General features: G+C 72.9%; 20 protein-coding genes and 3 tRNA genes. 8 read left to right on the top strand and 15 right to left on the bottom strand.

Annotation, left to right across the window (positions count from 1 at the left end; translation table 11 throughout):
* The 4 genes from AB0C59_RS29750 to AB0C59_RS29735 all read right to left on the bottom strand — a co-directional run.
* On the bottom strand, positions 1-369 hold a 369-nt coding region (locus AB0C59_RS29750), incomplete at its 3' end, for a glycosyltransferase (protein WP_363010022.1).
* Between the two features lie 14 nt (positions 370-383).
* Positions 384-1,982, bottom strand: coding sequence for a HAMP domain-containing sensor histidine kinase (locus AB0C59_RS29745; protein WP_363010020.1), 1,599 nt, complete (start codon positions 1,980-1,982; stop codon positions 384-386).
* Complete coding sequence (locus AB0C59_RS29740) at positions 1,979-2,719, bottom strand: response regulator transcription factor (protein WP_363010018.1); 741 nt, start codon at positions 2,717-2,719, stop codon at positions 1,979-1,981. Before AB0C59_RS29740 ends, AB0C59_RS29745 begins: the two co-directional genes overlap by 4 nt.
* Positions 2,720-3,017: 298 nt before the next feature.
* Positions 3,018-3,893, bottom strand: coding sequence for a DUF2797 domain-containing protein (locus tag AB0C59_RS29735; RefSeq protein WP_363010017.1), 876 nt, complete (start codon positions 3,891-3,893; stop codon positions 3,018-3,020).
* Between the two features lie 76 nt (positions 3,894-3,969).
* Between AB0C59_RS29735 and AB0C59_RS29730 the strand changes: the two genes are divergently transcribed.
* A complete protein-coding gene (locus tag AB0C59_RS29730; RefSeq protein WP_363010015.1) occupies positions 3,970-5,058 on the top strand; it encodes a pyridoxal-phosphate dependent enzyme in 1,089 nt (362 codons plus the stop codon).
* A gap of 196 nt (positions 5,059-5,254) precedes the next feature.
* Positions 5,255-6,298 (top strand): trypsin-like peptidase domain-containing protein, encoded by a 1,044-nt coding sequence (locus tag AB0C59_RS29725; protein ID WP_363010013.1) that lies wholly within the window; start codon positions 5,255-5,257, stop codon positions 6,296-6,298.
* Between the two features lie 151 nt (positions 6,299-6,449).
* Here the strand turns inward: AB0C59_RS29725 and AB0C59_RS29720 are convergent, their stop codons facing one another.
* A complete protein-coding gene (locus tag AB0C59_RS29720) occupies positions 6,450-6,827 on the bottom strand; it encodes a VOC family protein (RefSeq protein ID WP_363010011.1) in 378 nt (125 codons plus the stop codon).
* Positions 6,828-6,889: 62 nt separating this feature from the next.
* Positions 6,890-8,374 carry an MFS transporter gene (locus tag AB0C59_RS29715; RefSeq protein WP_363010009.1) on the bottom strand — a complete coding sequence of 495 codons (1,485 nt, stop codon included), beginning with the start codon at positions 8,372-8,374 and terminating at the stop codon, positions 6,890-6,892.
* A 127-nt stretch (positions 8,375-8,501) separates the two neighbouring features.
* Here AB0C59_RS29715 and AB0C59_RS29710 point away from each other — a divergent pair, with 127 nt between their 5' ends.
* Together AB0C59_RS29710 and AB0C59_RS29705 are read left to right on the top strand one after the other, a co-directional pair.
* A complete protein-coding gene (locus AB0C59_RS29710; RefSeq protein ID WP_363010007.1) occupies positions 8,502-9,131 on the top strand; it encodes a helix-turn-helix domain-containing protein in 630 nt (209 codons plus the stop codon).
* 70 nt (positions 9,132-9,201) lie between these two features.
* The gene (locus AB0C59_RS29705) at positions 9,202-9,516 is read left to right on the top strand and encodes an antibiotic biosynthesis monooxygenase (RefSeq protein WP_363010005.1); all 315 of its coding nucleotides are present in this window, start codon (positions 9,202-9,204) and stop codon (positions 9,514-9,516) included.
* Between the two features lie 86 nt (positions 9,517-9,602).
* Here AB0C59_RS29705 and AB0C59_RS29700 read toward each other — a convergent pair.
* A tRNA-Arg gene (locus AB0C59_RS29700) sits at positions 9,603-9,675 on the bottom strand.
* 197 nt (positions 9,676-9,872) lie between these two features.
* Positions 9,873-9,963, bottom strand: a tRNA-Ser gene (locus tag AB0C59_RS29695).
* Positions 9,964-10,203: 240 nt separating this feature from the next.
* Between AB0C59_RS29695 and AB0C59_RS29690 the strand changes: the two genes are divergently transcribed.
* Both AB0C59_RS29690 and AB0C59_RS29685 read left to right on the top strand, forming a co-directional pair.
* Entirely contained in the window at positions 10,204-10,680 is a 477-nt protein-coding gene (locus tag AB0C59_RS29690; RefSeq protein WP_363010003.1) for an SSI family serine proteinase inhibitor, read from the top strand.
* A gap of 187 nt (positions 10,681-10,867) precedes the next feature.
* Positions 10,868-15,043 (top strand): PAS domain-containing protein, encoded by a 4,176-nt coding sequence (locus AB0C59_RS29685; protein WP_363010001.1) that lies wholly within the window; start codon positions 10,868-10,870, stop codon positions 15,041-15,043.
* An 84-nt stretch (positions 15,044-15,127) separates the two neighbouring features.
* On the opposite strand, the gene AB0C59_RS29680 is transcribed toward AB0C59_RS29685, so the two are convergent.
* The 7 genes from AB0C59_RS29680 to AB0C59_RS29650 all read right to left on the bottom strand — a co-directional run bounded on the left by AB0C59_RS29680 (position 15,128) and on the right by AB0C59_RS29650 (position 22,420).
* On the bottom strand, positions 15,128-16,783 hold the full coding sequence (locus AB0C59_RS29680; protein WP_363009999.1) for a long-chain fatty acid--CoA ligase: 1,656 nt from the start codon (positions 16,781-16,783) through the stop codon (positions 15,128-15,130).
* A gap of 174 nt (positions 16,784-16,957) precedes the next feature.
* Entirely contained in the window at positions 16,958-17,512 is a 555-nt protein-coding gene (locus tag AB0C59_RS29675) for a SigE family RNA polymerase sigma factor (protein WP_363009997.1), read from the bottom strand.
* 159 nt (positions 17,513-17,671) lie between these two features.
* Positions 17,672-18,838: a lipid-transfer protein gene (locus AB0C59_RS29670; protein WP_363009995.1), complete on the bottom strand. Its 1,167-nt coding sequence runs from the start codon at positions 18,836-18,838 to the stop codon at positions 17,672-17,674.
* Positions 18,835-19,272: a MaoC/PaaZ C-terminal domain-containing protein gene (locus tag AB0C59_RS29665; protein ID WP_363009993.1), complete on the bottom strand. Its 438-nt coding sequence runs from the start codon at positions 19,270-19,272 to the stop codon at positions 18,835-18,837. The genes AB0C59_RS29670 and AB0C59_RS29665 overlap by 4 nt, the downstream gene beginning before the upstream one ends.
* Before the next feature lies 1 nt (position 19,273).
* Positions 19,274-20,302 carry an OB-fold domain-containing protein gene (locus AB0C59_RS29660; RefSeq protein ID WP_363009991.1) on the bottom strand — a complete coding sequence of 343 codons (1,029 nt, stop codon included), beginning with the start codon at positions 20,300-20,302 and terminating at the stop codon, positions 19,274-19,276.
* Positions 20,303-20,393: 91 nt separating this feature from the next.
* Positions 20,394-20,478 (bottom strand) — tRNA-Ser (locus tag AB0C59_RS29655).
* A 397-nt stretch (positions 20,479-20,875) separates the two neighbouring features.
* Positions 20,876-22,420, bottom strand: a complete 1,545-nt coding sequence (locus AB0C59_RS29650; RefSeq protein WP_363009989.1) for a trypsin-like peptidase domain-containing protein — start codon at positions 22,418-22,420, stop codon at positions 20,876-20,878.
* Positions 22,421-22,734: 314 nt separating this feature from the next.
* On the opposite strand from AB0C59_RS29650, the gene AB0C59_RS29645 reads away from it, so the two are divergent.
* Positions 22,735-23,544 (top strand): glycerophosphodiester phosphodiesterase, encoded by an 810-nt coding sequence (locus AB0C59_RS29645; protein WP_363009987.1) that lies wholly within the window; start codon positions 22,735-22,737, stop codon positions 23,542-23,544.
* 215 nt (positions 23,545-23,759) lie between these two features.
* Positions 23,760-24,302: an ATP-binding protein gene (locus AB0C59_RS29640; protein ID WP_363009985.1), complete on the top strand. Its 543-nt coding sequence runs from the start codon at positions 23,760-23,762 to the stop codon at positions 24,300-24,302.
* Positions 24,303-24,420: the final 118 nt, after the last annotated feature.

Below are 24,420 nucleotides of genomic sequence, written 5' to 3'. Positions count from 1 at the left end.
ATTCAGATCCGTCGACAGATCCACATCCATATACGCCAACACCGGAGCATCCGACGCCGACCACACCACCCCCAACGCCCGCCCCCGCCCCTTCTGCTCCAGACGCACGTGCCGGACCCGGGGCAGGCGTTGCGCGAGCCGCGCCGCCACCTCGGGCGTGGAGTCGGTGGACGCGTTGTCCGCGACGGTGATGCGGAACGCGTAGGGGAAGGTGCGTTCGAGGTGCTCGTGCAGCCTCAGCACACAGGGCTGGAGGTCCTTCTCCTCGTTGAACACGGGGATCACAACGTCCAGGACGGGGGTGCGGGCTCCGGAGGCCGGGAGGTGCTCCCGCGCCGGCAGGGTGCCGGGAGAAGAGTCGGTTCGCATGGCACCGACTCTCCTCAACCGCCCTGTCCCACCCGTGTGGTGCGGCTGTGCTGAGCCTGTGAGTGCACGGGCCGGTGCGCGGCGGACGCGGGCAGGCGCACGGTGAACACCGTCCGCCCGGGGACGCTGTCGACGGTCACCGAACCGCCGTGCGCGGCCGCCACGGCCTGCACGATGGCGAGCCCGAGTCCGGTCGAGCCGGTGGCCCGGGTCCGCGCCGAGTCGCCGCGCGCGAAGCGCTCGAAGACATGCGGCAGCAGGTCGGGGGGGACGCCCGGGCCGTCGTCCTCGATGTCCACGCACAGCCATGTCCCCGCGTGCCACACGCGCGCGGTGACGGTCGTGCCGCTCGGGGTGTGGGTGCGGGCGTTGGCGAGCAGGTTGACCAGCACCTGCTGCAGTCGTGCCGCGTCGGCCGAGACCGGGGCGGGCTCGTCGGGCAGGTCGAGCCGCCAGAGGTGGTCGCGGCCGGCCGCCCGCGCGTCGCTGACGGTGTCCACGACCAGCGGTACGAGGTCGATCGTCTCGAACTGGAGCGGGCGGCCCGCGTCCAGCCGGGCCAGCAGCAGCAGATCCTCGACCAGCAGGCTCATCCGCGCCGCCTCGGACTCGATCCGGCCCAGCGCGTGCCGGGTGTCGGGGCCGGTCTCCTCGCGCCCCCGGCGGGTCAGCTCGGCGTATCCGCGGATGGAGGCCAGCGGCGTCCGCAGTTCATGGCTGGCGTCCGCGACGAACTGCCGTACCCGCGTCTCGCTCTGCTGGCGCGCCTGGAGGGCACCGTGGACATGGTCGAGCATGCGGTTGAGGGCGGCGCCGACCTGGCCGACCTCGGTGCGCGGATCGGTCTCTGCGTCCGGGACCCGCTCGTTGAGGGTCACCTCCCCGCTGTGCAGCGGCAGCTCGGAGACCCGGGTGGCGGTCGCCGCGACCTTGCGCAGGGGGCGGGTGGCGAGGCCGACGATCACGGTGCCCGCGAGACCGGCGGCGACCAGGCCGACGGCGGTGACGCTGGCTTCCACGAGGACCAGCGTGCTGACGGTGCTGTTGAGGTCCTTGAGCGGAAGCGCGACGTAGAAGGCGCCGTTGGATCCGGCGATGAACATCGCGCGGTACTCGCCGAGTCCGGGGAGGTCGACCGTGTGCGGGCGGCCCTTGGCGCGTGGCACCGCGTTCAGGGCGGACAGCTGCGCCGGGGTGAGGTCCTCGGACCAGACCTTGGTCGACGACCCCCTGCGCACCTTGCCTTCGGTGGCGGCGCCGTGGTCGACGCCGGCCGCGACCGTGCCGTCCTGGGGGCCTCGGGTGACGTAGTCGCCGAGATCGATCGTGCGCGGGGCGGTGATCCCGCCGGGCTCGCCGACGGCCGGCTCCTCGGGCCGGACGCCGCCCGCGGGAAGCTGGTCCGGCACCCCGGCGGCACGCCGCGCCGCCTCGGTGAGCTTGCCGTCGAGCTGGGTGTACAGGTGCTCGCGCAGCACCACCGTGGTCACCGTGCCGATCACCGCGCAGACGACGGCGATCAGCGTCACGGACGCGACGACGAGCCGGGTCCGCAGGGTGCGCGGTCCGCCGAGCCGCGGACGCCCCGTACGCGGCCGTCGTCGCCCGCTCATGACACGGCGGGCTTGATCAGGTATCCGGCACCGCGCCGGGTGTGGATCATCGGCTCGCGGCCGGCGTCGATCTTGCGTCGCAGGTAGGAGATGTAGAGCTCGACCACGTTGGCCTGGCCCCCGAAGTCGTACGACCACACGCGGTCGAGGATCTGCGCCTTGCTGAGCACGCGCCGCGGGTTGCGCATCAGGAAGCGCAGCAGTTCGAACTCGGTGGCGGTGAGGTGGATGTTCGCACCGGCCCGCGTGACCTCGTGGCTGTCCTCGTCCAGCGTGAGATCGCCGACGACCAGCACGGATTCCGAGCGGCGGTCCGCCGCGCCCGAGCGCCGGATCAGCCCGCGCAGTCGGGCCACGACCTCCTCGAGGCTGAACGGCTTGGTGACGTAGTCGTCGCCACCTGCGGTCAGCCCCGCGATCCTGTCCTCGACGGCGTCCTTCGCGGTGAGGAAGAGGACGGGCACGTCCGGCAGTTCGCGGCGCAGCCGCCCGAGGACGGACAGGCCGTCCATGTCCGGCAGCATCATGTCCAGGACCACCGCGTCGGGCCGGAACTCGCGCGCGGCCTGGATCGCGCCCTGGCCGTCACCGGCGCTGCGGATCTGCCAGCCTTCGTAGCGCAGGGCCATGGACAGCAGTTCGGTGATGGACAGCTCGTCGTCCACCACCAGGACGCGCACGGGACTTCCGTCCGGCCGGAGCAGTTCGGTGCGTCCCTGGGGCGAGGTGGTCGTCATGCGTAAAACCCTGTCCGGGAGGTCTGAGAGCCTCCTATCACCAACCTGTGATTTCTCTGAGAATCCCACAGCGAACGTTCAGGGGGCTCCTGGGAAAGGCCCATGCCGCCCCCGCCGGCGCGGGGCGAAGCGCAGGGCGAAGAGCGGGGCGAGGCGCAGGGCGAAGTGACTGTGGCAGGCGACGGGCGGCACGCGGCGGACGGGGCGCCGCCTGCCGCCCGTAACCATAAGAAGCCTGTGCGCGGGGGCAGGTGAGAAGCCTGTGCGCGCGGAGGAACCCGCGTGGGGGCCCCGCCCCTCAGAACAGCCCGTCCTGCACCCCCGTGTCCCCTGAGTCGGCCCATTCCCGCACCGGCACCGTCACCTCGTCCCCTCCCGCGGCCGTCAGTTCCCAGCCCGTCATCAACCGGGTGTCCAGCACCAGCACCCCGCGCACGGTGGCCAGATGGAGGTCGGGGCCGGCGACTGCCAGCAGCCGTCCGCTCACCGCTCCCCGCGCGACCAGCTCGCTCACCACGCCCTCCGCACGGGGCAGCCCGTCCAGCCCGAACACCTCCGCATGGTCCACGGCCCGAAACGGCGCGCGCTTCAGCGTCTCGGGCCAGCCGTCGAGCGCCACGGCCCGCGCGTGCGTGTGCGCCAACTCGGCGGCCCGCTCATCCTGCGGCGGCAGCGCGGAGCGGGCGGTCCGCTTGTCGGCGTACGGGATCCGGTCCGGCACCCGCAGCGCGGCCCGCAGCAGCTCCTCCACGCGCCGTGCCGCCATCAGCGGCCCCTGCCCCAGCCACGTCCAGGCGACGGCACCCTGCTCCAGCAGCCGCGCCGGGCCTCGCCGCGCCCCGGTGATCCCGACCTTGATCAGGCCGGGCCCGAACCAGGCGAGATACACCCGATACGGCCGCGGGTCGTCGGCGAGGGTATCGGCGGCCACGGAGTGCGCCCGGTCCAGCCGCGCGCACTCCTCGCAGCGCCCGCCCGTACCGCGCCCGGGCACCTCGGCTCGGACCGGGCACGCGTGTCCGCGCGCGCCCCCGCAGATCCGGGCGCCCCCGGCCACGACCGCGAACGCGACCCGCTTCCCCCGCTCAAGACCACTGCGCCGCCCGCCTTCCCACTCCAGCAGGGGCCCACCGTCCCCCCACCGCAGACCTGTGCATCTCCACGCCTGACTCATCGCTCTTGCGAGCCTAGGCCGTGCCACTGACAACGGGGTCTTGAGTTCTCGGCACAGCGGCGAAACCCTGGGCGGCGTGGGCGAGGCAGACGGCGTGGGCGAGGCGGACGACGTAGGCGACGTGGGCGACGCGGACGGCAGCGGCGTGCCGCATGGGCCGCTGCTGCACCGGCGATGGCCCGAGCTGATCGGCCCGCTCGCGCACCTCCGGCTCGGAGCCGGTCCGACACCCCTGCGCCCGCTGGACGCGCTCGACCTGCCCGCACAGGTGTGGTGCAAGGACGACAGCGTGTACGGCACCGGCGGCTGGGGCGGCAACAAGGTGCGCAAGCTGGAGTGGATCCTCCCGGAGGCCGAGCGCCGAGGCACCCGCACCCTGCTGACCGTGGGGGGCCTTGCGACCAACTGGGGCCTGGCCGCGGCCCTCTACGCCAGGGAACACGGCATCCACACCGCCCTCGCCCTGATCGACCAGCCCGTCACCGACGACGTACGCGAGCAGCTCCGGCGGCTGCGGCGGTCCGGCGCCGCCCTGCACTTCACCCGGACCAAGCTCCGTACCGTCGCCGCGGCCCCCTGGCTGTTCCTGCGGCACACGCACGGGGGACGCCCGCCCTACTTCCTCCCCGCCGGAGGCTCCGACCCCGTGGGCACGCTCGGCTACGTCGAGGCCGCGCTCGAACTGGCCGCGCAGCTCAGGCGGGCCGGCCTGCCCGAGCCCACCCACCTGGTCACCGCCGTGGGCTCCGGCGGCACGGCGGCCGGCCTGGCGCTCGGCCTGCGCATCGCGGGGCTGCGGACCCGGCTCGTGGGCATCGTAGTCAACGACACCCTGCGTCTGGACGCACCCACCGTCGTCGCCCTGGCCCACCGGAGCGCCCGCCTGCTGCGCCGCCGGGGCGCACCGCTGCCACCCGTGGCCCTCGATCCGGCCGACCTCCTCGTCCTGCGGGGGTGGATGGGCCCCGGATACGGGCACGGCACCGCGCAGGCCACCGCCGCCCAGGCCCTCGCCGCCACCCGGGTGAACCTTCGACTCGACCCGGTCTACACGGCGAAGGCGTTCGCCGCGCTGATGGAGCTGGCGTCGGACCACCGGTTCGGCAGAGGGCCGGTCGTATTTCTTCACACACACGGTCCAAGGAGCATGCCTGCCAATGGCTGACACCTCCTCACATGCCGTTCTAACGCAGGCTTTCGGAGGGAATGCCAGGGCGTGTTCGACATCCTCGCGCATCCTCGGCGGACGGGGTTCCGGTTCCTAGGCTCGCCCTGAACCAACCGCCTCCGGGACCGGTGCGGGCGCTGTCCGCACGGCCCACGGCGAGAAACGGCGGATCGTCCTCATCGAGGAGAAGAGCATGGGCAAGTCCAGGGCCACCACCCCTTCCCGCCGCTCCAGAGCCGGGCGCACCGGTTCCCGGTTGCGGATCTCGGCGGCCGTCGGCGCCGCGATCACCGTCCTGGGCGCCGCTGCGGCGCCCGCCCGCGCCGGCACCGCCGAGGGCGGGCTGTCCGCCACCGGACACCGCGCCCCCCGCCCCACGACCCTGTGGCCCTCGGCCCCGGAGAAGTCCTCCTCGGAGAAGTCCTCCCCGGAAAGGTCCTCCTCCTCGTCCCGCCCCCCGGGCACCAGCGCCGCCCCTTCCCACCAGGCCTTCGGCGGCAGCGACCGCGCCATCGGCGCCGTACCGAAGAGCGCCGTCGGCTACCTGGCGACGGACTTCGACTACCGCGGCACCTCGTTCCTCCCGCACTACACGCAGTGCAGCGCCACCGCCGTCGCCCCCGACGTCATCGCCACCGCCGCCCACTGCGTGGTCAGGAGCAACGGCGAGAAGGCGGGCGACCGTGAGGTCTTCTTCCGGCCCGGTCTCGACGCGAACCGGCAGCCGAGGCTGGCGGAGTACTTCCGCTCCTCCAAGGTGCTGGTCGACCCCCGGTACCGCGCCGCCGAGGGCTCCTGGGAGCACACCGCCTACGACATCGCCTACGTCGTCCTGGGCAAGAAGGACGGCCGCAGCGTCGGCGACGTGGCCGGCTGGGTGCCCAGCAAGGTGGACAAGGCGCTGGTCGGCAAGCGGATGACCATCATCGGCTACCCGGAGAACCAGGGCGACCGCTACCGCCCGCATGTGTGCGACAAGCCCACCCAGGCGCTGGAGCCCAACCGCGGCCACGGCGAGGCACAGGTCCTCTGGGGCACCGGCACCTGCGCCAACCTCGGCAACGGCGCCTCCGGCGGCCCCTGGTTCGCCCGGCAGGGCGGGCAGCTGACACTCGTCGGCGTCAACCACGGCACCTTCAGCCGCGACAGCGAGAACGCGGCGGCGGGCGCCGCCTTCAACGACACGTCCTGGCGCCTGTTCCAGTCAGCCCTGCGCACCGCCGCCGACGACGACTGAGACGACGACCCAGCGCCGTACCGCCACGGTCGCCCCTGCGGCACCGCCGGTCTTCCGGTCCCGCCGCCCGCCGACGCCGGGGGCGGCCCTGCCGGCGGACCGCCACATGATCCGTGCTCTCCGTGCCGGCGGCGGGGCCCGCCCGGGCCCCTCAGCCCTCGGCCCGCTCCGCCGCGCCGCGTTCCACACAGAACTCGTTGCCCTCGGGGTCGCACAAGGTCACCCACCCCGTGCCATCGGGCCTGCGGTGATCGCCCTGGAGCGCGGCGCCGATCGAGAGCAGGCGCTCGACCTCCTCGTCCCGGGTGCGGTCCTGGGGCTGGAGATCCAGATGCACACGGTTCTTCACCGCCTTGCGGTCCTCGACCCTGACGAAGAGCAGGGTTCCCGCGGCGGAGACGACCTGCGCCTCCGGATCCCCCGGGACGTCGTCGTCACCGAGCGTGCCGCCCAGAGCCCGGGCCCAGAAGCCCGCGAGGGCGTAGGGATCGGCGCAGTCGACCGTGATGTGCCGGATCAGGGAAGTCATGCCACAACCCGATCACGAACACTCCCCACCGTCCAGACAATGGGGCGCGGTGCTCGGCGAGTTCATGCGGTGGGTGGTTCGACGGGCCGACCGGCGGTGACGTTCTTCCCGTCGCCTGGCCGCAGATGCGCTTCCGCGCCGGCGTGATGCGCTGAACCCCGCTCGGCGGTGGGGGAGGCGGGGCCCGTGGTGGCCTCCTTCGACCGTGAGACGTGGGCGACGAGGAGCAGCAGTACGCCGCAGGTGGCGACCAGGATCCAACCCGGGCGGGAGGCGTGTGCGAGCCCTGCCGGGCTGCTGGCCGTGACGAGGCCGCCGGCGATTGCGATGCCGAGGGCGGAGCCGAGTTGCCGGGCGGTGGAGGTGATCGCGCCGGCCACGCCGGCACGGGCGGGTGGCAGTCCGTTGACCGCGGTGTTGGTGATCGGGGCGTTGGCGAAGCCGAACCCGATGCCGATGAGCGCGTACGCGGCCAGGAGCAGGAGCACGCTCGTGTGCGGGGTGAGCCGGACCAGGCAGAGCCCGCCGGCCGTGATGAACCCGCCCGCGAGGAGCAGCGGCAACCGCGGTCCCGCGCGGCCGACCATGCGGCCGGACCAGGGGGCGCAGACGGTCGCTCCGACGGCCAGGGGCAAGGTCGCCTCCCCGGCGGCCAGCGGCGTCCATTCCCGAGTGTGCTGCAGGTAGAGGGTGTTCAGCAGCAGTGTCATGTTCAAGGCCACAAAGACCGCCACCGCACCCACGACGGCACCGCTGAAGGCCGGGCGCCCGAAGAGCGGCAGGTCCATCAGCGGATCACGTCGGCGGGACTCGACCCACACGAATCCGGCTGCCGCCACGGCAGCCCCCGCGTATCCCGCCAGTGCCGCAGGCGACGTCCAGCCGATGCGCGGCCCTTCGATCAGGACACCGACCGCGACGGCGAGGACCAGGGTCAGCAGGGCCTGGCCGGGCAGGTCGAGCCGCCGGGCCCGCTGTGCCCGGGACTCCGGCACGAACACCGCGCTGAGCAGCAGAGCGGCCGCGATGACGGGCGCGTTGACCCAGAACAGCGCCCGCCAGTCGAGCCCCGCGAGCAGCGCGCCGCCCGTGACGGGTCCGGCGGCCATGCTCAGTCCGAACACCGACGCCCAGACGCCGATCGCCTGCGCCCGTTCCTTCGGGTCCGGCATCGCGTTCACCACGATCGCGAGCGCCACGGGGCTGAGCATCGAGGCACCGATGCCCTGCAGGGCGCGCGCCGCGACGAGTACGCCCACCGATGGGGCGAGAGCGCAGACGAGTGAGGCCGCGCCGAACACGGCCAGCCCGCACTGGAACACCCGGCGGCGTCCGAAGCGATCCGCCAGCGCGCCGGAGGAGATCAGGAGACTGGCCAGGACGAGGGTGTAGGCGTCCACGGTCCATTCGAGACCTCGCGTGCCGACGCCCAGGCCACGCCCGATGGCGGGCAGTCCCACATTGACGATGGTGGTGTCCAGGCCCACCAGGAACATGCTCAGGCAGCAGACGGCCAGTATCGTCCAGCGTCTGCGTGCGCTCAGCACGGGTTGAACAGGGTGTGTCGTCGCGGTCACGGCCTACCTCTGAATGTCCGGGAACAATGCCCGGCAAGGCTCGGCCAAGGCCAAGGTCGCGGCCCATCGATTTTGCGGACACTGCAAAACTGGATCCATGAACACGGGATCCGGGGACGCGGAGCTGGAGCAGATCCTCGAGGGCATCGGTCCCCGGCTGCGCAGGCTGCGTCGGGAACGGGGTCTCACGCTCAAGGCACTCGCGGCCACGACCGGGATCTCCCTCAGCACACTGTCCCGAGTGGAGTCGGGCAAGCGGCATCCGACTCTGGACCTGCTCATCCCGCTGGCCCGAGCGCACCACGTCGCACTCGACCAGTTGGTGGCGGCGCCGGCGAGCGGGGACCCCCGGGTGCACCTTCGGCCCCTGAGCAAGGAGCGCGGGAGCGTCCTCGTGCCCCTGACGCAGTACCCGGGCCGAGTGCAGGTCTTCAAGCAGGTACTGGCACCCCGCGAGCCGGAACCGGTCACCCACGAAGGCTACGAATGGCTCTACGTCCTCGCCGGTCGGCTACGCCTCATCCTCGGGGCGCGGAACTTCGCGCTGCTGCCCGGCGAAGTGGCCGAGTTCGACACCACCGAACCCCACTGGTTCGGCCCCGCGGACGCTAGCGCCGTGGAGATCCTGCACCTGTTCGGTCCACGAGGAGACCAAGTCGTCGTCCGCGCCGGACCGTCCACCACCGATCCCGCTCCGAACTCGCCGTCGACACCACGTCGACGCTGACGGCTGTGCCGAGGGCTGGTGAGATGGTGCGGAGGCTCCTGCCTGGATGCCGACGGAGAGAGGACCTCGCATGTTCGGACTGCTGGTGCGCTTCAGCTGCAAGGACGAGGCGGCAGCTGCTGCGTTCGACGACCTCGTGGCCCGGACTGGTGAGCAGATCCGCGCGAACGAGCACGGAACGGTGATCTACACGGTGCACCGCGTCGACGGGCGTCCCCTGGAGCGCGTGTTCTACGAGCTGTACCGGGACAAGGCCGCCTTCGAGGAGCACGAGTCGAGGGACTACGTGCGGTTCTTCCTTTCCGAGCGGGACCGGTACCTCGCGGCTACGGAAGTCGATCGCCTGGACTTCGTGTCCGGCAAGGGTGTGGACGTCGAGCACTGAGTAGCGCCTTCGTCTGGCGGTACTTCACTGCTGTACAGCCCTGAAACGCAAGAGGCCCCGGATCTCTCCGGGGCCTCTCATCTGTGTGCACTCGGCAGGATTCGAACCTGCAACCTTCTGATCCGTAGTCAGATGCTCTATCCGTTAAGCTACGAGTGCTTGTTCTGTTTTCTTCGGCGCTCCCGGCCCTTCCGGCCCGCTCGCGGCGACAGGAAGAACATTACATGACTGCCGCCGCCATGTGAAATCCGTTAGGCGCACCCCTTGTGACCTGCGAAAACGCCCCAGCGGGGTGCGGGCGAGGGCGGGAACGCCGAAGCCCCGGTCCAGTGGACCGGGGCTTCGGTGATCAAGCGCGGAGGCGGAGGGATTTGAACCCTCGATGGGCTTGAAGGCCCAAACCGCATTAGCAGTGCGGCGCCATAGACCGGACTAGGCGACGCCTCCAGCACAACCACTCACGCGAGCGCGCGATTGGTGCGTGCAGATGATGACACAGCCTCGCGGGCCGTGACCAATCGCCCTCCACGGTACTAGGCGAAAAGGCCGCAGGGCAAAGCACGGGGCCGTGCGCCGCCCGTCGCGTCCCACCGTTCCGTCCAGCCGTTCGGTCCCTCCCGCTCGGCCGACCGGGCGGCAGTGCGGGACGGGGCGCAACCCCGGGCCCCGCGCGGCGTTGTTCACAGCATGTTCCAGATGACCTCGCGCAGCCTGATCGTCGGCGCCGTCGCTCTTCTGTCGGCCATCGCGACGCCTGCCGTCTCCTCCGCCCACAGCCGTCCCCCCGTCTCCGGCGACCGGCTCGTCGTCACCGTGCGCCACGCCGGGCACGCGGACGGGACGTACGTCCTGCGCTGCCACCCGGGCAGCGGCAGCCACCCGTCCCCCACCCGCGCGTGCCGGGCACTGGACCAGCGGACCGTCTGGGGCCGGGACCCGTTCGCCTCGGTGCCGCCGCGCAGCATGTGCACGATGGAGTACGGCGGTCCGGCCACCGCGCGCGTCACCGGCACCTGGGCCGGCCGTCCGGTCGACGCCCGGTACGACCGCAGCAACGGCTGCCAGATCGCCCGCTGGAACGATCTCGTCCCGCTGCTGCCCGACCTCCGCTCGACGACCCCGCCCCGCAGGGCCACCGTCGGCTCGGGGTGGAGCCACGGGTGAAATGCGGCTTTGGCGCGCAGACCTGCCCGGTCACAGCATCTGCGTCACTTCCGCGTGCGACCTCCCTCTCATCCGGCGCCCGTGGCCGGGCCACTGCCCGTAGACTCCCTCGCGTGACACGCGGCGGGCACGGTTGGCAAGATGGCCCGGCGGTCGGCAAGGTGCGGTAACAGGGAGGAAGCGTCTCGTGAGCAGCAGGCCATCCCGAGGCGCTGCTCGCCTCGCTGCCATACTCGACGCCCTGCCCGACGCCTTGGTGCTGGTCAACGCCAACGGGACCGTCGTCAACGCCAACACCATCGCCCTGGAGGCGTTCGAGGCGCCCGGGACCGCCCTGGTGGGCCGGGGGCTCCTCGATCTGCTGCCCCACTTCGACTCGCGGCTGATCCCCGGGTCGATGCGGCGGCCGGAGTCCACCGACGCCAGCGGGCGCACCAAGCCGACCCGGATGATCGCCCGCCGCACGGACGGCCACGCCTTCCCGGTCGAGGTCACCAGCGCCAATCTCGAGGACGGCAGGCAGGCCTACGACGGCTCCGGCTACACCGGCGACGAGCTGCTGATGCTCGTGGTCCGCGATCTGTCCGGCACCGTCGACACCGAGGCCGAACTGGCCCGCTCCCAGCGCCAGACCGAGATGATCCTCCGCGCCGCGGCCGAGGGCGTCGTGGGCACGGACACCGACGGGCGGATCGTGCTCGTCAACCCGGCCGCCGCCCAGATCCTCGGCTACCGCGCCAGCGACCTCGGTGGCAAGGAGCTGCACACCCTCGTCCTGCACTCCCGCGAGGACGGCGCCCCGTTCCCGTACACGGAGTCCCCGCTGCACGACACCCTGCGGTCCGGCCGCAAGCACCGGGTGCGCGGGCAGGTGCTGTGGTCCAAGGCGGGGAACAAGGTGCCGGTCGACCTGACCACCGCACCGGTGCGGGACGGGGACGAGCTGGTCGGCGCCGTGCTGACGTTCACGGACCGGCGCCCGCTCGAATCGCTGACGGCGGAGCGGGACGAGGCCGTGCAGCGGCACGAGGAGGAGCTGGAGCGGCTCGCCGAGGAGCACAGGCAGGAGCTGGAGCGGCTCGCCGAGAAGCACACGGCCGAGCTCAGCGCACTGCACGAGAAGCACACCGATGACCTCGCGGCCGGGGACGAGCGCTACGCGGCGCTCGCGGAGCGCGAGAAGGACCGCTACGAGGCGCTGACCGCACGGCACGACCAACTGCTGGCGATGCTCGCCCAGTCCCTGCGCGGCCCCATCGAGGAGCTGCGCGGTGAGCTGGCCAAGCTGGCGGCGGACGACGCCGGGCAGCTGTGGCCCGAGGCCAACCAGGTGCTGCACCACCTCGCGGCCGGCTACTCCCGCATCACCACCCTCGTGGACAACGTCCTCGGCTTCCAGCGGCTGGAAGGGGGCGAGGACACGCTCGCCCGGACCGCCGTGATGCTCGACGCGGTCGTGTCCGCCGGTGTCGAAGGCGCCATCGAACTGATCGGGCCGGGCCGGGTGCAGTTCGCCGTACATGCCCCGCCCATCGAGGCCGAGGTCGACCCGGTGCGGCTCGCCCAAGCGCTCGCGCATCTCGTCGCGGACGTGGCGGGCGTCGACGCCACGGGCAACGCGCCCGTCTCGGCGGGTGGATACATGGACAACACCGTCGTCGTGGCGGCGGCCCAGCGCGGCGAGGTCGTCCGGATCGAGGTGCGCGGCCCGTACGCCGGGGGAGACCCGGTGCACCAGCCGATCGTCGGCGGCATCGTGCGCGCGCACGGTGGTGTGCTGCAGACGCACGAGGTGCCGGGCATGAGCGGCAGCGCCTATGTGCTCGAAGTCCCGATCGGCGACGGCGCGGGGGCCGTGACGGCGCCCGTCCCCGGGATGTCCTCGGGTCGGCCGGGCACCGAGCTCGCGCTCTTCGGGCAGGTCCAGGACGAGCCCGCACCGGCCGAGGCCGAGCGGGACGCCGCACCGCAGGAACCCGCCGCGCAGCAGCAGCCCACCGTGCCGAGGCAGGGCGGCGAGCAGCAGGGAGGTGGCCGGCGGCGGGCCCGGCGGTCGTCCGTGGACGCCTTCCTCGACAGTGAGGTGGGCGCCCCCGCCCCCGCCTCCGCCCCCGCTTCCGACGAGGTCGCCGGCACGGCCGCTTCGGCGCCCACCGGGCGGCGCAGGCGCCGGGCTGCGGAGGCCGCCGCCACCTCGGCGGCCGTTCCCGCCCAGGCCACCGCCCCCCAGGCCCCTCAGTCCGACGGCGCCCCGAAGGCGCCCGCGTCCAACGGCACTGGGCGGCGGCGCGGCCGCCCGAGCCCGGCCGAGAACGGCGCCGCTGGCGAAGCCGTCGCCGAGGGCGCGGTGACCACCGCCGCCGAGCACGCCGCCGGAACTCCGGCGGCCGGACTCGGCCAGGCCGTGCCCCCGGGCGGTGTCCCCGTCGCCCCCACCGGCCGACGCGCCCGCCGGGACGCCGGGCCCCAGGCCCTGCCGCCGGCACTGCCCGCGGCCGTCGACGGCAACGGCGAGGGCACGAGCGCGGAGGCCGCGGACCCGGACGCCGACGGCACCCCGACCGGTCGCCGCCGCCGTGCCCTAGTCGCCGCGAACGAGCGTGCCGCCGCCGCGGATTCCGCGCCCCGTACGGTGTTCGCGCTGCCGCCCGCCGCGGCGGATCGCGCGCCGGAGCACAGCGCTCCCGTGCCGGAGCAGGCCGACGAGGGCCGCCACGACCTCGTCCGGCACGACCAGGCCGACGGCCACACCCCACCGCAGCCGCACCCGGTGCCCACGCCGGCGGGCGAGATGCCCGTCCCCGCGCAGGGCACCGACGGGGCACAGCCCGCGCCCGCCGCCGCGCCGGAGGCGACGCCCCAGCCGGAGGCCATGCCCCAACCGCAGCCGGTGGCCGCCGAGGAGACCCCGGCGGGCGAGATGCCCGCCGCCTCCCCCGCCCCCGACGTCCCGGCATCCCCGCAGTCCTGGCCCGCCTCCCCGGACATCCCGGAAGGCGGTACGCCGCTGCCCCGGCAGTCCGCCCCCCAGCCCACTCCCTCCGGGGGGACCCCGCTGCCGCCGGAGCGCACCGCCGCCCCAGCCGCGTCCCCGCCGCAGGCGCCGAGGACCGGGGGCCCTCGGGCAGCCCAGCCGCTGCCGGCCGAGGCGAGCGCGCCCGCCGACCCCAACTCGACCCAGGGGCGGGCGTTCAGCGTGCGAACGCTCGGGCAGGGCGTGCCCTTCGCCCGCCAAGGCGCCCAGCCCGGAGCCACCCAGCCCCGACCCCTGTCCGCCACGCCTCCTCCGCAGCAGCCGAGCGCCTCGGGCCGACGCCGCAAGCTGGGCACGCCGCCCGAGCCCGCGGGCGAGCGCCCCGAGACGGCGGCACGTCCGCATCCGCAGCAGGCCGCCACGGCCACCACCGCCACGACGGCCGCGACGACCCCGGCGGCTCCGCTCCCGGGTCAGGCGCCGTCCACCGGGAAGTCCCGTCTGACCGGTCCCGGGAGCGGGATCGGAGCCTCCGAGGGCGCCGGGCGGTCGTACGCCATAGGGGCCCCCGACGAGAACGCCGACGAAGGACCCGAGCCGCTCGACGGCCCCGGGGGTGCCATCGAGGTCGCCGACCGGCCCCAGGCCCAGCCGATGGACGACGAGCTGCCCCCGGAGCCGCTCGACAACCCGCGGCGGCTGCTCGTCTGGCCGGCGCCCGACGCCACGACCCAGCAGGCGCTCGGCGACCGCGGCTACCGGCCCGTCGTCGTCAACTCCCGCGAGGAGATCGACGCGCAGATCGCCGCCTTCCCGGCCGCGCTCTTCGTGGATCCGCTCACCGGCCCGATCACCCGGACCGCACTGCAGTCGCTGCGCCAGGCGGCGGTGGCCGCCGAGGTGCCCGTCCTGGTCACGGCGGGGCTCGGACAGGCGACACGCGAAGCGGCGTACGGCGCCGACCCGGCCGTGCTGCTGAAGGCGCTCGCACCGCGTGACTCCGAGCAGCATCCGCCGCGGGTCCTGCTGATCGAGGAGCACGCCGAGATCGCGCTGGCGCTCACGGCGGCGTTGGAGCGGCGGGGTATGCAGGTCGCGCGGGCCGCGTCGGACGCGGACGCGGTCACGCTCGCGTCGCAGATGCGGCCGAACCTGGTGGTGATGGACCTGATGCAGGTGCACCGCCGCCAGGCCGGGGTGGTCGACTGGCTGCGTGCCAACCAGCTGCTCGACCGCACCCCGCTCGTGGTCTACACGGCCGCCGTGGACGAGGCCGAGCTGCCGCGGCTGGTCTCGGGGGAGACGGTCCTGTTCCTGGCGGAGCGCTCGACCAGCACGGAGGTCCAGGAGCGGATCGTGGATCTGCTGGCCCGGATCGGCACGAACTGACAGTTCCCGAAAGGGACATGAGGCGCGGACAAGCACAAGGGGTGCTGTTTCACGTGAAACAGCACCCCTCGCGTCGTCGGCCCCTCAGAGTTGCGTGACGTCCAGCTCACCCGCGGCGTACTGCCGGCGCAGTACCTTCTTGTCGAACTTGCCGACGCTCGTCTTGGGCACCGACGCGACGAGGGTCCAGCGCTCGGGGAGCTGCCACCGGGCGATCCTGCCCTCCTGCTCCAGGAAGGAGCGCAGGGTGGCGAAGTCGGCGGTGGCGCCCGACTTCAACACGACGGTCGCGAGCGGGCGTTCGCCCCACTTGTCGTCCGGTACGGCGACCACGGCGGCCTCGGCGACGTCCGGGTGGGACATCAGGGCGTTCTCCAGATCCACCGAGGAGATCCACTCGCCGCCCGACTTGATGACGTCCTTGGCCCGGTCGGTGAGGGTGAGGAAGCCGTCGGGGCCGATGGTGCCGACGTCGCCGGTCTTGAGCCAGCCGTCCTCGCTGAACTTGTCCGCCGGGCGCAGGGGTTCGGCGTCGGGGCCGTTGTAGTACGCACCCGCGATCCACGGGCCGCGCACCTCCAACTCGCCCGCGGACTCGCCGTCCCAGGGCAGCCGCGCGCCGTCGGGGCCGGTGAGACGGGCCTCCACGCCCGTGGGGAAGCGCCCCTGGGTGAGCCGGTAGGAGAACTCCTGCTCGGTACCGACCGCGTGGGCCGGGGGACGGGCGACCGTGCCCAGCGGGGAGGTCTCCGTCATGCCCCAGGCGTGGCAGACCCGCATGCCCAGCTGGTCGAAGGCCTTCATGAGGGAGGGCGGACAGGCCGCGCCGCCGATGGTGACCTGGCCGAGGGAGGAGACGTCACGCGGCCTGGCGGTCAGCTCGCCGAGCAGTCCCTGCCAGATGGTGGGGACGGCCGCGGCGTGGGTGGGCCGCTCGCTCTCGATCATCTCGGCGAGCGGGGCCGGCTGGAGGAAGCGGTCCGGCATCAGCATGTTCACGCCGGTCATGAAGGTGGCGTGCGGCAGCCCCCAGGCGTTGACATGGAACTGGGGGACGACGACGAGCGAGGTGTCCTGGTCCGTCAGCCCCATGGACTGCGTCATGTTGACCTGCATGGAGTGCAGATAGATCGAGCGGTGGCTGTACACCACTCCCTTGGGGTCGCCCGTGGTGCCGGAGGTGTAGCACATGGCGGCGGCCTGGCGCTCGTCCAGCTCGGGCCAGTCGAAGGTCGTGGGCCTGCCCGCGATCAGCTCCTCGTACTCGTGGACCTGCACGCCGGCGCCGTCGAGGAGGGCGCGGTCGCCGGGGCCCGAGACGACGATGTGCCGGAGGGTCGGCACCTGCGGCAGCAGCGGCGCGAGGAGCGGCAGCAGCGAGCCGTTGACGATGACGACCTTGTCAGCGGCGTGGTTGACGATCCACACCAGCTGCTCGGCGGGCAGCCTCAGGTTCAGCGTGTGCAGGACGGCGCCCATGGACGGGACGGCGAAGTACGCCTCGACGTGCTCGGCGTTGTTCCACATGAGCGTCGCGACCCGGTCGTCGTCGCGGACGCCGAGGTCGTCCCGCAGGGCGTGGGCGAGTTGGGCCGCGCGGGTGCCCGCCTCGGCGAAGCTGCGGCGCTGCGGCTCGCCCTCGCCGGTCCAGGTGGAGATCGTGGACGTCCCGTGCACCGCCATGCCGTGCAGCAGGATCCGGGTGACGGTCAGCGGTACATCCTGCATGGTGCTCAGCACGGCATCCTCCGGAGCGACGAGTGCCCACGTGTAGGCAGAGGGCTCCGCTGATTCTGCTCACATACCGATCGGTATGTCACTAGGGGTGGGCATGATCGATGCCACACCCGGTGCCCGAACGCTCGCTGCCCGGCAGGGGCCGAACGAGAGGTTCCTGACGGTTCCCGGCGGTTCCTAGCGGACCGGCTCCAGCTCGGGGTCCTCTCTGAGCTTGCCCAGGGCCCGTGACACCGCCGACTTCACCGTGCCGATCGAGACGCCGAGCACCTGTGCCGTCTGGGCCTCGCTGAGGTCCTCGTAGTACCGCAGGACGACCATCGCCCGCTGGCGTGCGGGCAGCTTCATGATCGCCCGCCACATGGCGTCGTGCAGCGCCTGCTCCTCGGCCGGGTCCTTGACGGGAAGCACCTCGGGTTCGGGCAGCTCGTCGCACACGAACTCCTCGACCTTGCGCTTGCGCCACTGCGACGTCCGCGTGTTCACCAGGGCCCGGCGTACATAGCCGTCGAGCGCGCGGTGGTCCTCGATCCGGTCCCAGGCGACATACGTCTTCGCCAACGCGGTCTGCAGCAGGTCCTCCGCGTCGCTCGGATTCTGGGTCAGCGAGCGGGCGGCCCGTAGCAGCACCGGCTGGCGGGCCCTCATGTACGACGCGAACGACGGGTAGGCAAGGGTCTGCCTCGCGGGTACAGCGGCATGCGAAGCGCTGGTGCAGACGGGAGTGGTCATGTCTCCACGCTAGGTTCCGGCCCACCCGCGCGGATCGCCCGCAGGTCCCGAAGCCGCATCCCCCTCAGGTTGTATGCCAGGGGCCGCCGCCACCTCCTGAAGGTGGACCGGGCCGTCCCCCGCCCCTGAGGGTCGGCGGCGGCCCCGGCCGCGCTCCGGTCACCTGTCCGCCGTCAGGACGAGGCCGGAGGTGGGAACGCCGGTGCCCGCGGTGACCAGGGCGCGGGCGGCGCCCGGCACCTGGTTGACCGCGGTGCCGCGCAGTTGCCGTACCCCCTCGGCGATCCCGTTCATCCCGTGCAGGTACGCCTCCCCCAGCTGTCCGCCGTGGGTGTTGAGCGGCAGCCGCTCCTCGGCCACGAAGTCCGCCGCCCCGCCCGGCTCGCAGAACCCGAACTCCTCCAGCTGCATCAGCACGAACGGGGTGAAGTGGTCGTACAGGATGCCCACGTCGATGTCCCCGGCCCCCATCCCCGAGGTCCGCCACAACTGGCGGGCCACCACGCCCATCTCCGGCAGTCCGGTCAGGTCGTCCCGGTAGAAGCTGGTCATCTGCTCCTGGGCCCGCCCGGCGCCCTGGGCGGCGGCGGTGATCACGGCGGGCGGCCGCGGCAGGTCGCGCGCCCGCTCCACCGAGGTGACCACGAGGGCCTGGGCGCCGTCCGTCTCCTGGCAGCAGTCGAGCAGCCGCAGCGGCTCCACGATCCACCGTGAGGCGGCGTGATCGGCGAGGGTGATGGGCCTGCCGTGGAAGTACGCCGCCGGGTTGGTCGCCGCGTGCCTGCGGTCCACGACGGCCACCTGCCCGAACGCCTGAGGGGTCAGGCCGTACGTGTGCAGATAGCGCTGGGCCGCCATCGCCACCCAGGACGCGGGGGTGAGCAGCCCGAACGGCAGGGACCAGCCCATCGCCACTCCCTCCGCGGACGGTTCGCGGCGCTGCACCCCGGAACCGAAGCGGCGCCCCGAGCGTTCGTTGAACGCGCGGTAGCAGACCACGACCTCCGCCACCCCGGTCGCCACCGCGAGCGCGGCCTGCTGGACGGTCGCGCAGGCCGCACCGCCGCCGTAGTGGACACGGGAGAAGAAGGACAGCTCGCCCATGCCCGCCGCCTGGGCCACGGTGATCTCGGGGCTGGTGTCCATCGTGAACGTGACCAGGCCGTCCACGTCCGCGGGCGTGAGCCCCGCGTCGTCCAGCGCGGCCCGTACCGCCTCCACGGCCAGGCGCAGCTCGCTGCGCCCCGACTCCTTGGAGAACTCGGTGGCGCCGATCCCGACGACCGCAGCGCGCCCGCCGAGGGTGTCCCGTGTCCGCACGCTCATCGGGCATCGCCTCCGCTCGCCGTGGTCGAGACCGTCACCGTGCCCGTGACATGCCGTCCGACGCCGTTCGTCCCGGCCACCCGTACGGTCACCGTGTCCCCGTCGACCTCCTCGACCGTGCCGGTCAGCACCATCGTGTCGCCGGGATGGTTGGGCGCGCCGAGGCGTATGGCCACCTTGCGCAGGGTCGCGCCGGGGCCGAAGTGGTCGGTGACATAGCGCCCGACCAGGCCGTTGGTCGTCAGGATGTTCATGAAGACGTCGGGGGAGCCCTTGGCCCGGGCCCGCTCGGCGTCGTGGTGGACGTCCTGGTAGTCCCGGGAGGCGAGGGCCCCGGCGACGATCAGGGTGCGGGTGATCGCGATCTCCAGCGGCGGCAGGCGGTCCCCCGCCCGTACCGCCTCGGCGCCGTCCCGGGTGTCGGTGTCGCCCATGTCAGCCCCCGTCCCTGGTGCCGGGTCCGGGCTCGGGCCTGGGCTTGGGCTCGGGCCCGGCGCCGGCCGCTGCCCCGGCGTCGTCCCCGGCCCGGAACACCGGGAGCACCAAGTCGTCGTCGTACCGTTCGAAGGCGAGCCGGACCGGCATGCCGACCCGCACCTTGTCGTACGGCACCCCGATCACGTTGCTCACGATCCGCACCCCTTCCGCCAGCTCGATCAGACCGACCGCGTACGGCGGGTCGAAGGCCGGGAAGGGCGGGTGGTGCATCACGACGTACGAGTAGACGGTGCCCTCGCCGCTCGCCTCGACCGTGTCCCACTCGGGGCAGCCGCAGGCGTTGCAGCCCGGCAGCCAGGGGAAGCGCGGGGCCGCGCACCCGGCGCACCGCTGGATCAGCAGTCGGTGCCGGGCCACCCCCTCCCAGAACCCGGCGTTGTCCCGGTTGACCACGGGGCGGGGCCGCCGCGCGGCGGGCTCCCCGCGCGCGGGAGCGGAATCCGCACGGTCGCGCCCCTCGGAGGCGGCGGACCCCGCGGGGGCGTACTTGAGGATGCGGAACCGGTGGGTGCCCGCCAGTTCGCCGCCCACGCGGATGTCCATGCGCGTCGTCACGAAGTACCCCGTGCCGAGCTTCGTCCGCTTGCGGTCCGAGACCGATTCGATCACCGCGTCGAAGGTGACCTCGTCCCCGGGGCGCAGGAGACGCGGGTACTCCTGCTCGCAGTCGGTGGCGACGACCGCGGTGCACCCGGCGCCGTCGAGAAGAGCGAGCAGTTCGTCGTACGCCCCCGCCCGCCCGGTGTGGCCGGAGAGGCCGCCCATCGTCCACACCTGGAGCATGGTGGGCGGGGCGACGGCGTCCGGCCCGGTGTACGCCGGGTGGGCATCGCCCATCGCCTCGCACCAGTGCCTGATCATCGGCGCGTTGACGGGGTCCTTGCCGATGCCCCCGGTCGCGGCCGGGCGCCCCTCGTACGCCTTCAGACGCGCGGTGAAGGCCCTGCAGTCCTCGGTCGTCGTCACAGTTTCTGACTGTCCGTCAGATACGAAGCGGCTGTCAAGACACGGACGGGCCCCCGACCTGAATCCCCGGTCGGGGGCCCGTACACCTACGCGGTGGGTGTGGGATTTGAACCCACGGTGACTCGCGCCACGACGGTTTTCAAGACCGTTCCCTTAGGCCGCTCGGGCAACCCACCTCGCCCCGGCCGTCAGGGCGGGGCGGGTACAGCCTACCGGGCGTTCCACGGCCACCAGGCCCAGCCGTACCCGCCGTGCCAGCCGTGCTGCTTGTGCTGGGTGTAGGTGATCGTCACCTCGGCCGGTCCGGTGGCCGTGCCTGAAGTGCCTCCCGCGGGGACGAGGTTGGATCCACCGCTGCCGCCCGCCGAGCCGAGCGTGCCGCTTCCGTCAAAGGCGTTGCAGCCGCCTCCGCCGCCCGCGACGCCGTTGGTGCCGGGGGCGCTGGCGAAGTCCCCGGGGCATGTCGCCCCGCCGGCCCCGCGCGAGACAGGGCCATCCAGCGGGACAGGGCCGCACAGAAGGGGCGCCCCTCGACGAGGGGCGCCCCTGAGCGGTGGTGGAGTGGTGGTGGGGTCAGTTGTCGCCGTAGCGGGAGGCCAGGGTGACCGTGGTCGTGTGGGTGGAACCGCCCCGCTGGTAGGTGATGGTGACCTTGTCGCCCGGCTTGTGGGTCCAGATCTCACCGATCAGGGTCGGGCCGCTGTCGACCACCACGTCGTCCAGCTTGGTGATCACGTCGCCCGGCTTCAGGCCCGCCTTCGCCGCCGGGCCGCCGGCCTCGACCGCGGCGGAACCGCTCGCGCCCTGATCGGTGATCTTCGCCCCGTTGGTGGACTCGTCCAGCGACACGGAGGCACCGATCTTCGCGTAGACCGGCTTGCCCGTGCTGATCAGTTGCTGGGCCACGTACTTCGCCTGGTTGATCGGGATCGCGAAGCCCAGGCCGATCGAGCCGGCCTGTCCGCCGCCGCCCATGCCGCTGCCGCTCGCCGCGGACTGGATCGCCGAGTTGATCCCGATGACCGCGCCCTCGGCGTCCAGCAGGGGACCGCCGGAGTTGCCGGGGTTGATCGAGGCGTCCGTCTGCAGGGCGCTCATGTACGACGACTTGCTGCCGGAGGCGCCGTCGCTGGAGGCCACCGGACGGTTCTTGGCGCTGATGATGCCCGTGGTCACCGTGTTCGACAGGCCGAAGGGGGCGCCGATCGCGATCGTCGAGTCGCCCACCGAGATCTCGTCCGAGTTCCCGAGGGCGAGCGGCTTGAGGTCGTCGGGCGCGTTCTTGAGCTTGATGACGGCGACGTCGTAGCCCTGTGCGTGACCGATGATCTCGGCGTCGTACTTCTTGCCGTTCGGGAACGTCGCGGTGAGCTTGCCGCCGTCGACCGCGTCCGCCACCACGTGGTTGTTGGTGATGATGTGGCCCTGCTTGTCGAAGACGAAGCCGGTGCCGGTGCCGCCCTGGCCGTTGGTGCTCTCGGCCTCGATCGTCACCGTGCTCGGCAGCGCTTTGGCGGCCACGTTCGCGACCGTGCCGTTGTCGCGCTTCACGTCGCCGCCGGTGGTCGCGGCGGAGACCGTCGTGGACCCGCTGGAGTCGCTGGTCCTGGCCAGCTGGTAGCCGATCCCGCCGCCGACGCCGCCCGCGACCAGCGCGGCGACGAGGATCCCCGCGATCAGTCCGCCACGGCCGCTCCTCGGCTTCGGGGCGGGCTGCTGGTACGCCGCGCCCCAGACGCCCGTGGCGCCGCCGCCGGCACCGCTCGCGTAGGCGGGCGCCACCGGTGCCGGAGGCGGCCAGCCCGCCTCGGCGGCCGTGGGCTGACCCGGGTGCGCCATGGGCTGGCCCGCGGGCGGCGCCGGCATCGGTGCCTGGCCGGGCGCCTGGGGCTGCGTCGCCGGCATCGGGGTGGTCGGGGCGCCCTCCTGGTGCGCGCCGCCGGGCCCGTACGGCGAGCCCGGCGGGGGCGGGGCGCCCCCCGCGTCCGGACCGGGAGTCCCCGCGGTCGGAGCGTGCCCCGCAGGGGCGGCACCCGGTGCGGAAGCGGGAGCGTCCACCGGCACGGGAGGTGCAGACGGGGCCGGGGGTACCGCAGTGCCCTCGTTCTCGGTGCTCACAGCTCTTCTCCTCGTTCCACGGCTGTCTTTCTGGGTCGCTTGGATCACACGGGTCGCACGCGGTCACGCCCGCTCGGCCCGCGCGGCTGCCGGGCGCCGACAGCCGCGCGTGTGTCTGGCTACGCGTGTCCTGTTGTACGTCGTCAAGCTTTTCCCACAAGGCGTCAGGGCACCATAAGCGGCGGCTGTGGGGATCCCGCGCACCTTTATACCGGACGTACCCGAACACACATCTGCATTCCCGACACCTTGCCGACGCCGTCGCGTCGCCTCCCGACCTCACACGTTTCCCGTAACGGTGACACCATGTCGCGGTGACCCACGCACCACAGCACCCGGTCCAGGTCGTCGCCCACCGGGGCGCCTCCGAAGAGGCCCCCGAGCACACCCTGGCCGCGTACAACAAGGCCATCGAGGACGGTGCCGACGCCCTCGAATGCGACGTCCGGCTGACCGCGGACGGACATCTCGTCTGCGTCCATGACCGGCGTGTCAACCGTACCTCCAACGGCCGAGGCGCGGTCTCCGCTCTGGAACTCGCCGATCTCGCCGCGCTGGACTTCGGCTCCTGGAAGAGCCGCGACGAGGAGCCCGACTGGGAGCACCGCCCGCAGGATCCCGGGGACACCTCCGTCCTCACCCTGGAGCGGCTGCTCGAACTCGTCGCCGACGCCGGGCGCCCCATCGACCTCGCCATCGAGACGAAGCACCCGACGCGCTGGGCGGGTCAGGTCGAGGAGCGGCTGCTGCACCTGCTGAAGCGGTTCGGCCTGGACGCGCCGACGGCCCCGGACGCCTCCTCGGTACGGATCATGAGCTTCTCGGCCCGCTCGCTGCACCGGGTGCGGGCGGCCTCCCCGACGCTGCCCACGGTGTACCTGCTGCAGTTCCTCTCGCTCAGGCTGCGCGACGGACGCCTGCCCGCGGGGGTGCGGATCGCCGGTCCCTCGATGCGGATCGTGCGCAACCATCCGGCGTACGTCCAGCGGCTGAAGGAAGCCGGTCACCAGGTGCACGTGTGGACCGTGAACGAGCCGGAGGACGTGGACCTCTGCGTCGAGCTGGGCGTGGACGCGATCATCACCAACCGTCCGCGGGCGGTGCTGCACCAGCTGGGGCGGTAGCGCCGCGTCGCCGCGCGCTGCGACGCGGCGGGCGGGCGGGCGGCCCAAGGACCTCTCCCGGGGCGGGAATTCGGCCACGCCACCACGGGGAGTGCTCCGGCGCGCGGGGAGCGTGTCCGATCGCCACGAGTGCGTCAGCACACGCGGAGGGTCGGTTTCCGGTCCGATGCGATGGGGCATCCACACCGTGGCGTGGGGCGAAGGAGGTCTCGGGGGTGGCGTTGGTGGTGGCACAGGAAGTGCCCACGTCGTCGAGCATGGCCGTACCCCATGGTCCTGCGGGCGTGGGGAAGGCGAGGCACCGGATGCGCGATCAGCTGCGCACCGGTGGCGTGTCGGAATCGGTCATCGACGATGCCGTACTGATTCTCTCGGAGCTGCTCAGCAACGCCTGCCGACACGGCCGGCCGCTGGGGGACGGTCTCGCGGGTGACGGGGACGTCCGGGCCGCGTGGCGCCTCGACCTCACCGGCCGGATCACGGTCGAGGTGACGGACGGCGGCGGGCCCACCCGGCCGGTGCCCGCGACCCCGTCGGTCACGGCGCGCGGCGGCCGGGGGCTGAACATCATCACGGCGCTGGCCAAGGACTGGGGCGTACGGGACGACGCCCGGGGCGAGGTCACGGTCTGGGTCGTCGTCCAGGACGACGTCGCGTCCGCACACCGCCGCGACGATTTCGCTACGCGCGTCACCGCGCCCGTCGTCCCGCAGCTGTCCGGACTGGACTTCGCGGACGTGTTCGACGAGGCGGACTGATGCGGTACGGGGGCAGCGGGGGGGTTCGGTGCCGAAAGGCGTGCGGGGGCGCCGCCGTTCGCGCGGTGTGACGCATCCCTTCGGGGACGACTCGGTGCGTTGTCCACAGGATCCCGTC

This window comes from Streptomyces sp. NPDC048664 (genome assembly GCF_040650555.1).
Classification (GTDB): domain Bacteria; phylum Actinomycetota; class Actinomycetes; order Streptomycetales; family Streptomycetaceae; genus Streptomyces.
This window is presented reverse-complemented; position numbering and strand designations above follow the sequence as displayed.

Coding starts and splice junctions, on each gene's coding strand:
- AB0C59_RS29675 (WP_363009997.1), bottom strand. CDS start 17,512: ATGACCACTCCCGTCTGCACCAGCGCTTCGCATGCCGCTGTACCCGCG.
- AB0C59_RS29735 (WP_363010017.1), bottom strand. CDS start 3,893: ATGAGTCAGGCGTGGAGATGCACAGGTCTGCGGTGGGGGGACGGTGGG.
- AB0C59_RS29705 (WP_363010005.1), top strand. CDS start 9,202: ATGTTCGGACTGCTGGTGCGCTTCAGCTGCAAGGACGAGGCGGCAGCT.
- AB0C59_RS29665 (WP_363009993.1), bottom strand. CDS start 19,272: ATGGGCGACACCGACACCCGGGACGGCGCCGAGGCGGTACGGGCGGGG.
- AB0C59_RS29725 (WP_363010013.1), top strand. CDS start 5,255: ATGGGCAAGTCCAGGGCCACCACCCCTTCCCGCCGCTCCAGAGCCGGG.
- AB0C59_RS29690 (WP_363010003.1), top strand. CDS start 10,204: ATGTTCCAGATGACCTCGCGCAGCCTGATCGTCGGCGCCGTCGCTCTT.
- AB0C59_RS29740 (WP_363010018.1), bottom strand. CDS start 2,719: ATGACGACCACCTCGCCCCAGGGACGCACCGAACTGCTCCGGCCGGAC.
- AB0C59_RS29670 (WP_363009995.1), bottom strand. CDS start 18,838: ATGAGCGTGCGGACACGGGACACCCTCGGCGGGCGCGCTGCGGTCGTC.
- AB0C59_RS29745 (WP_363010020.1), bottom strand. CDS start 1,982: ATGAGCGGGCGACGACGGCCGCGTACGGGGCGTCCGCGGCTCGGCGGA.
- AB0C59_RS29710 (WP_363010007.1), top strand. CDS start 8,502: ATGAACACGGGATCCGGGGACGCGGAGCTGGAGCAGATCCTCGAGGGC.
- AB0C59_RS29720 (WP_363010011.1), bottom strand. CDS start 6,827: ATGACTTCCCTGATCCGGCACATCACGGTCGACTGCGCCGATCCCTAC.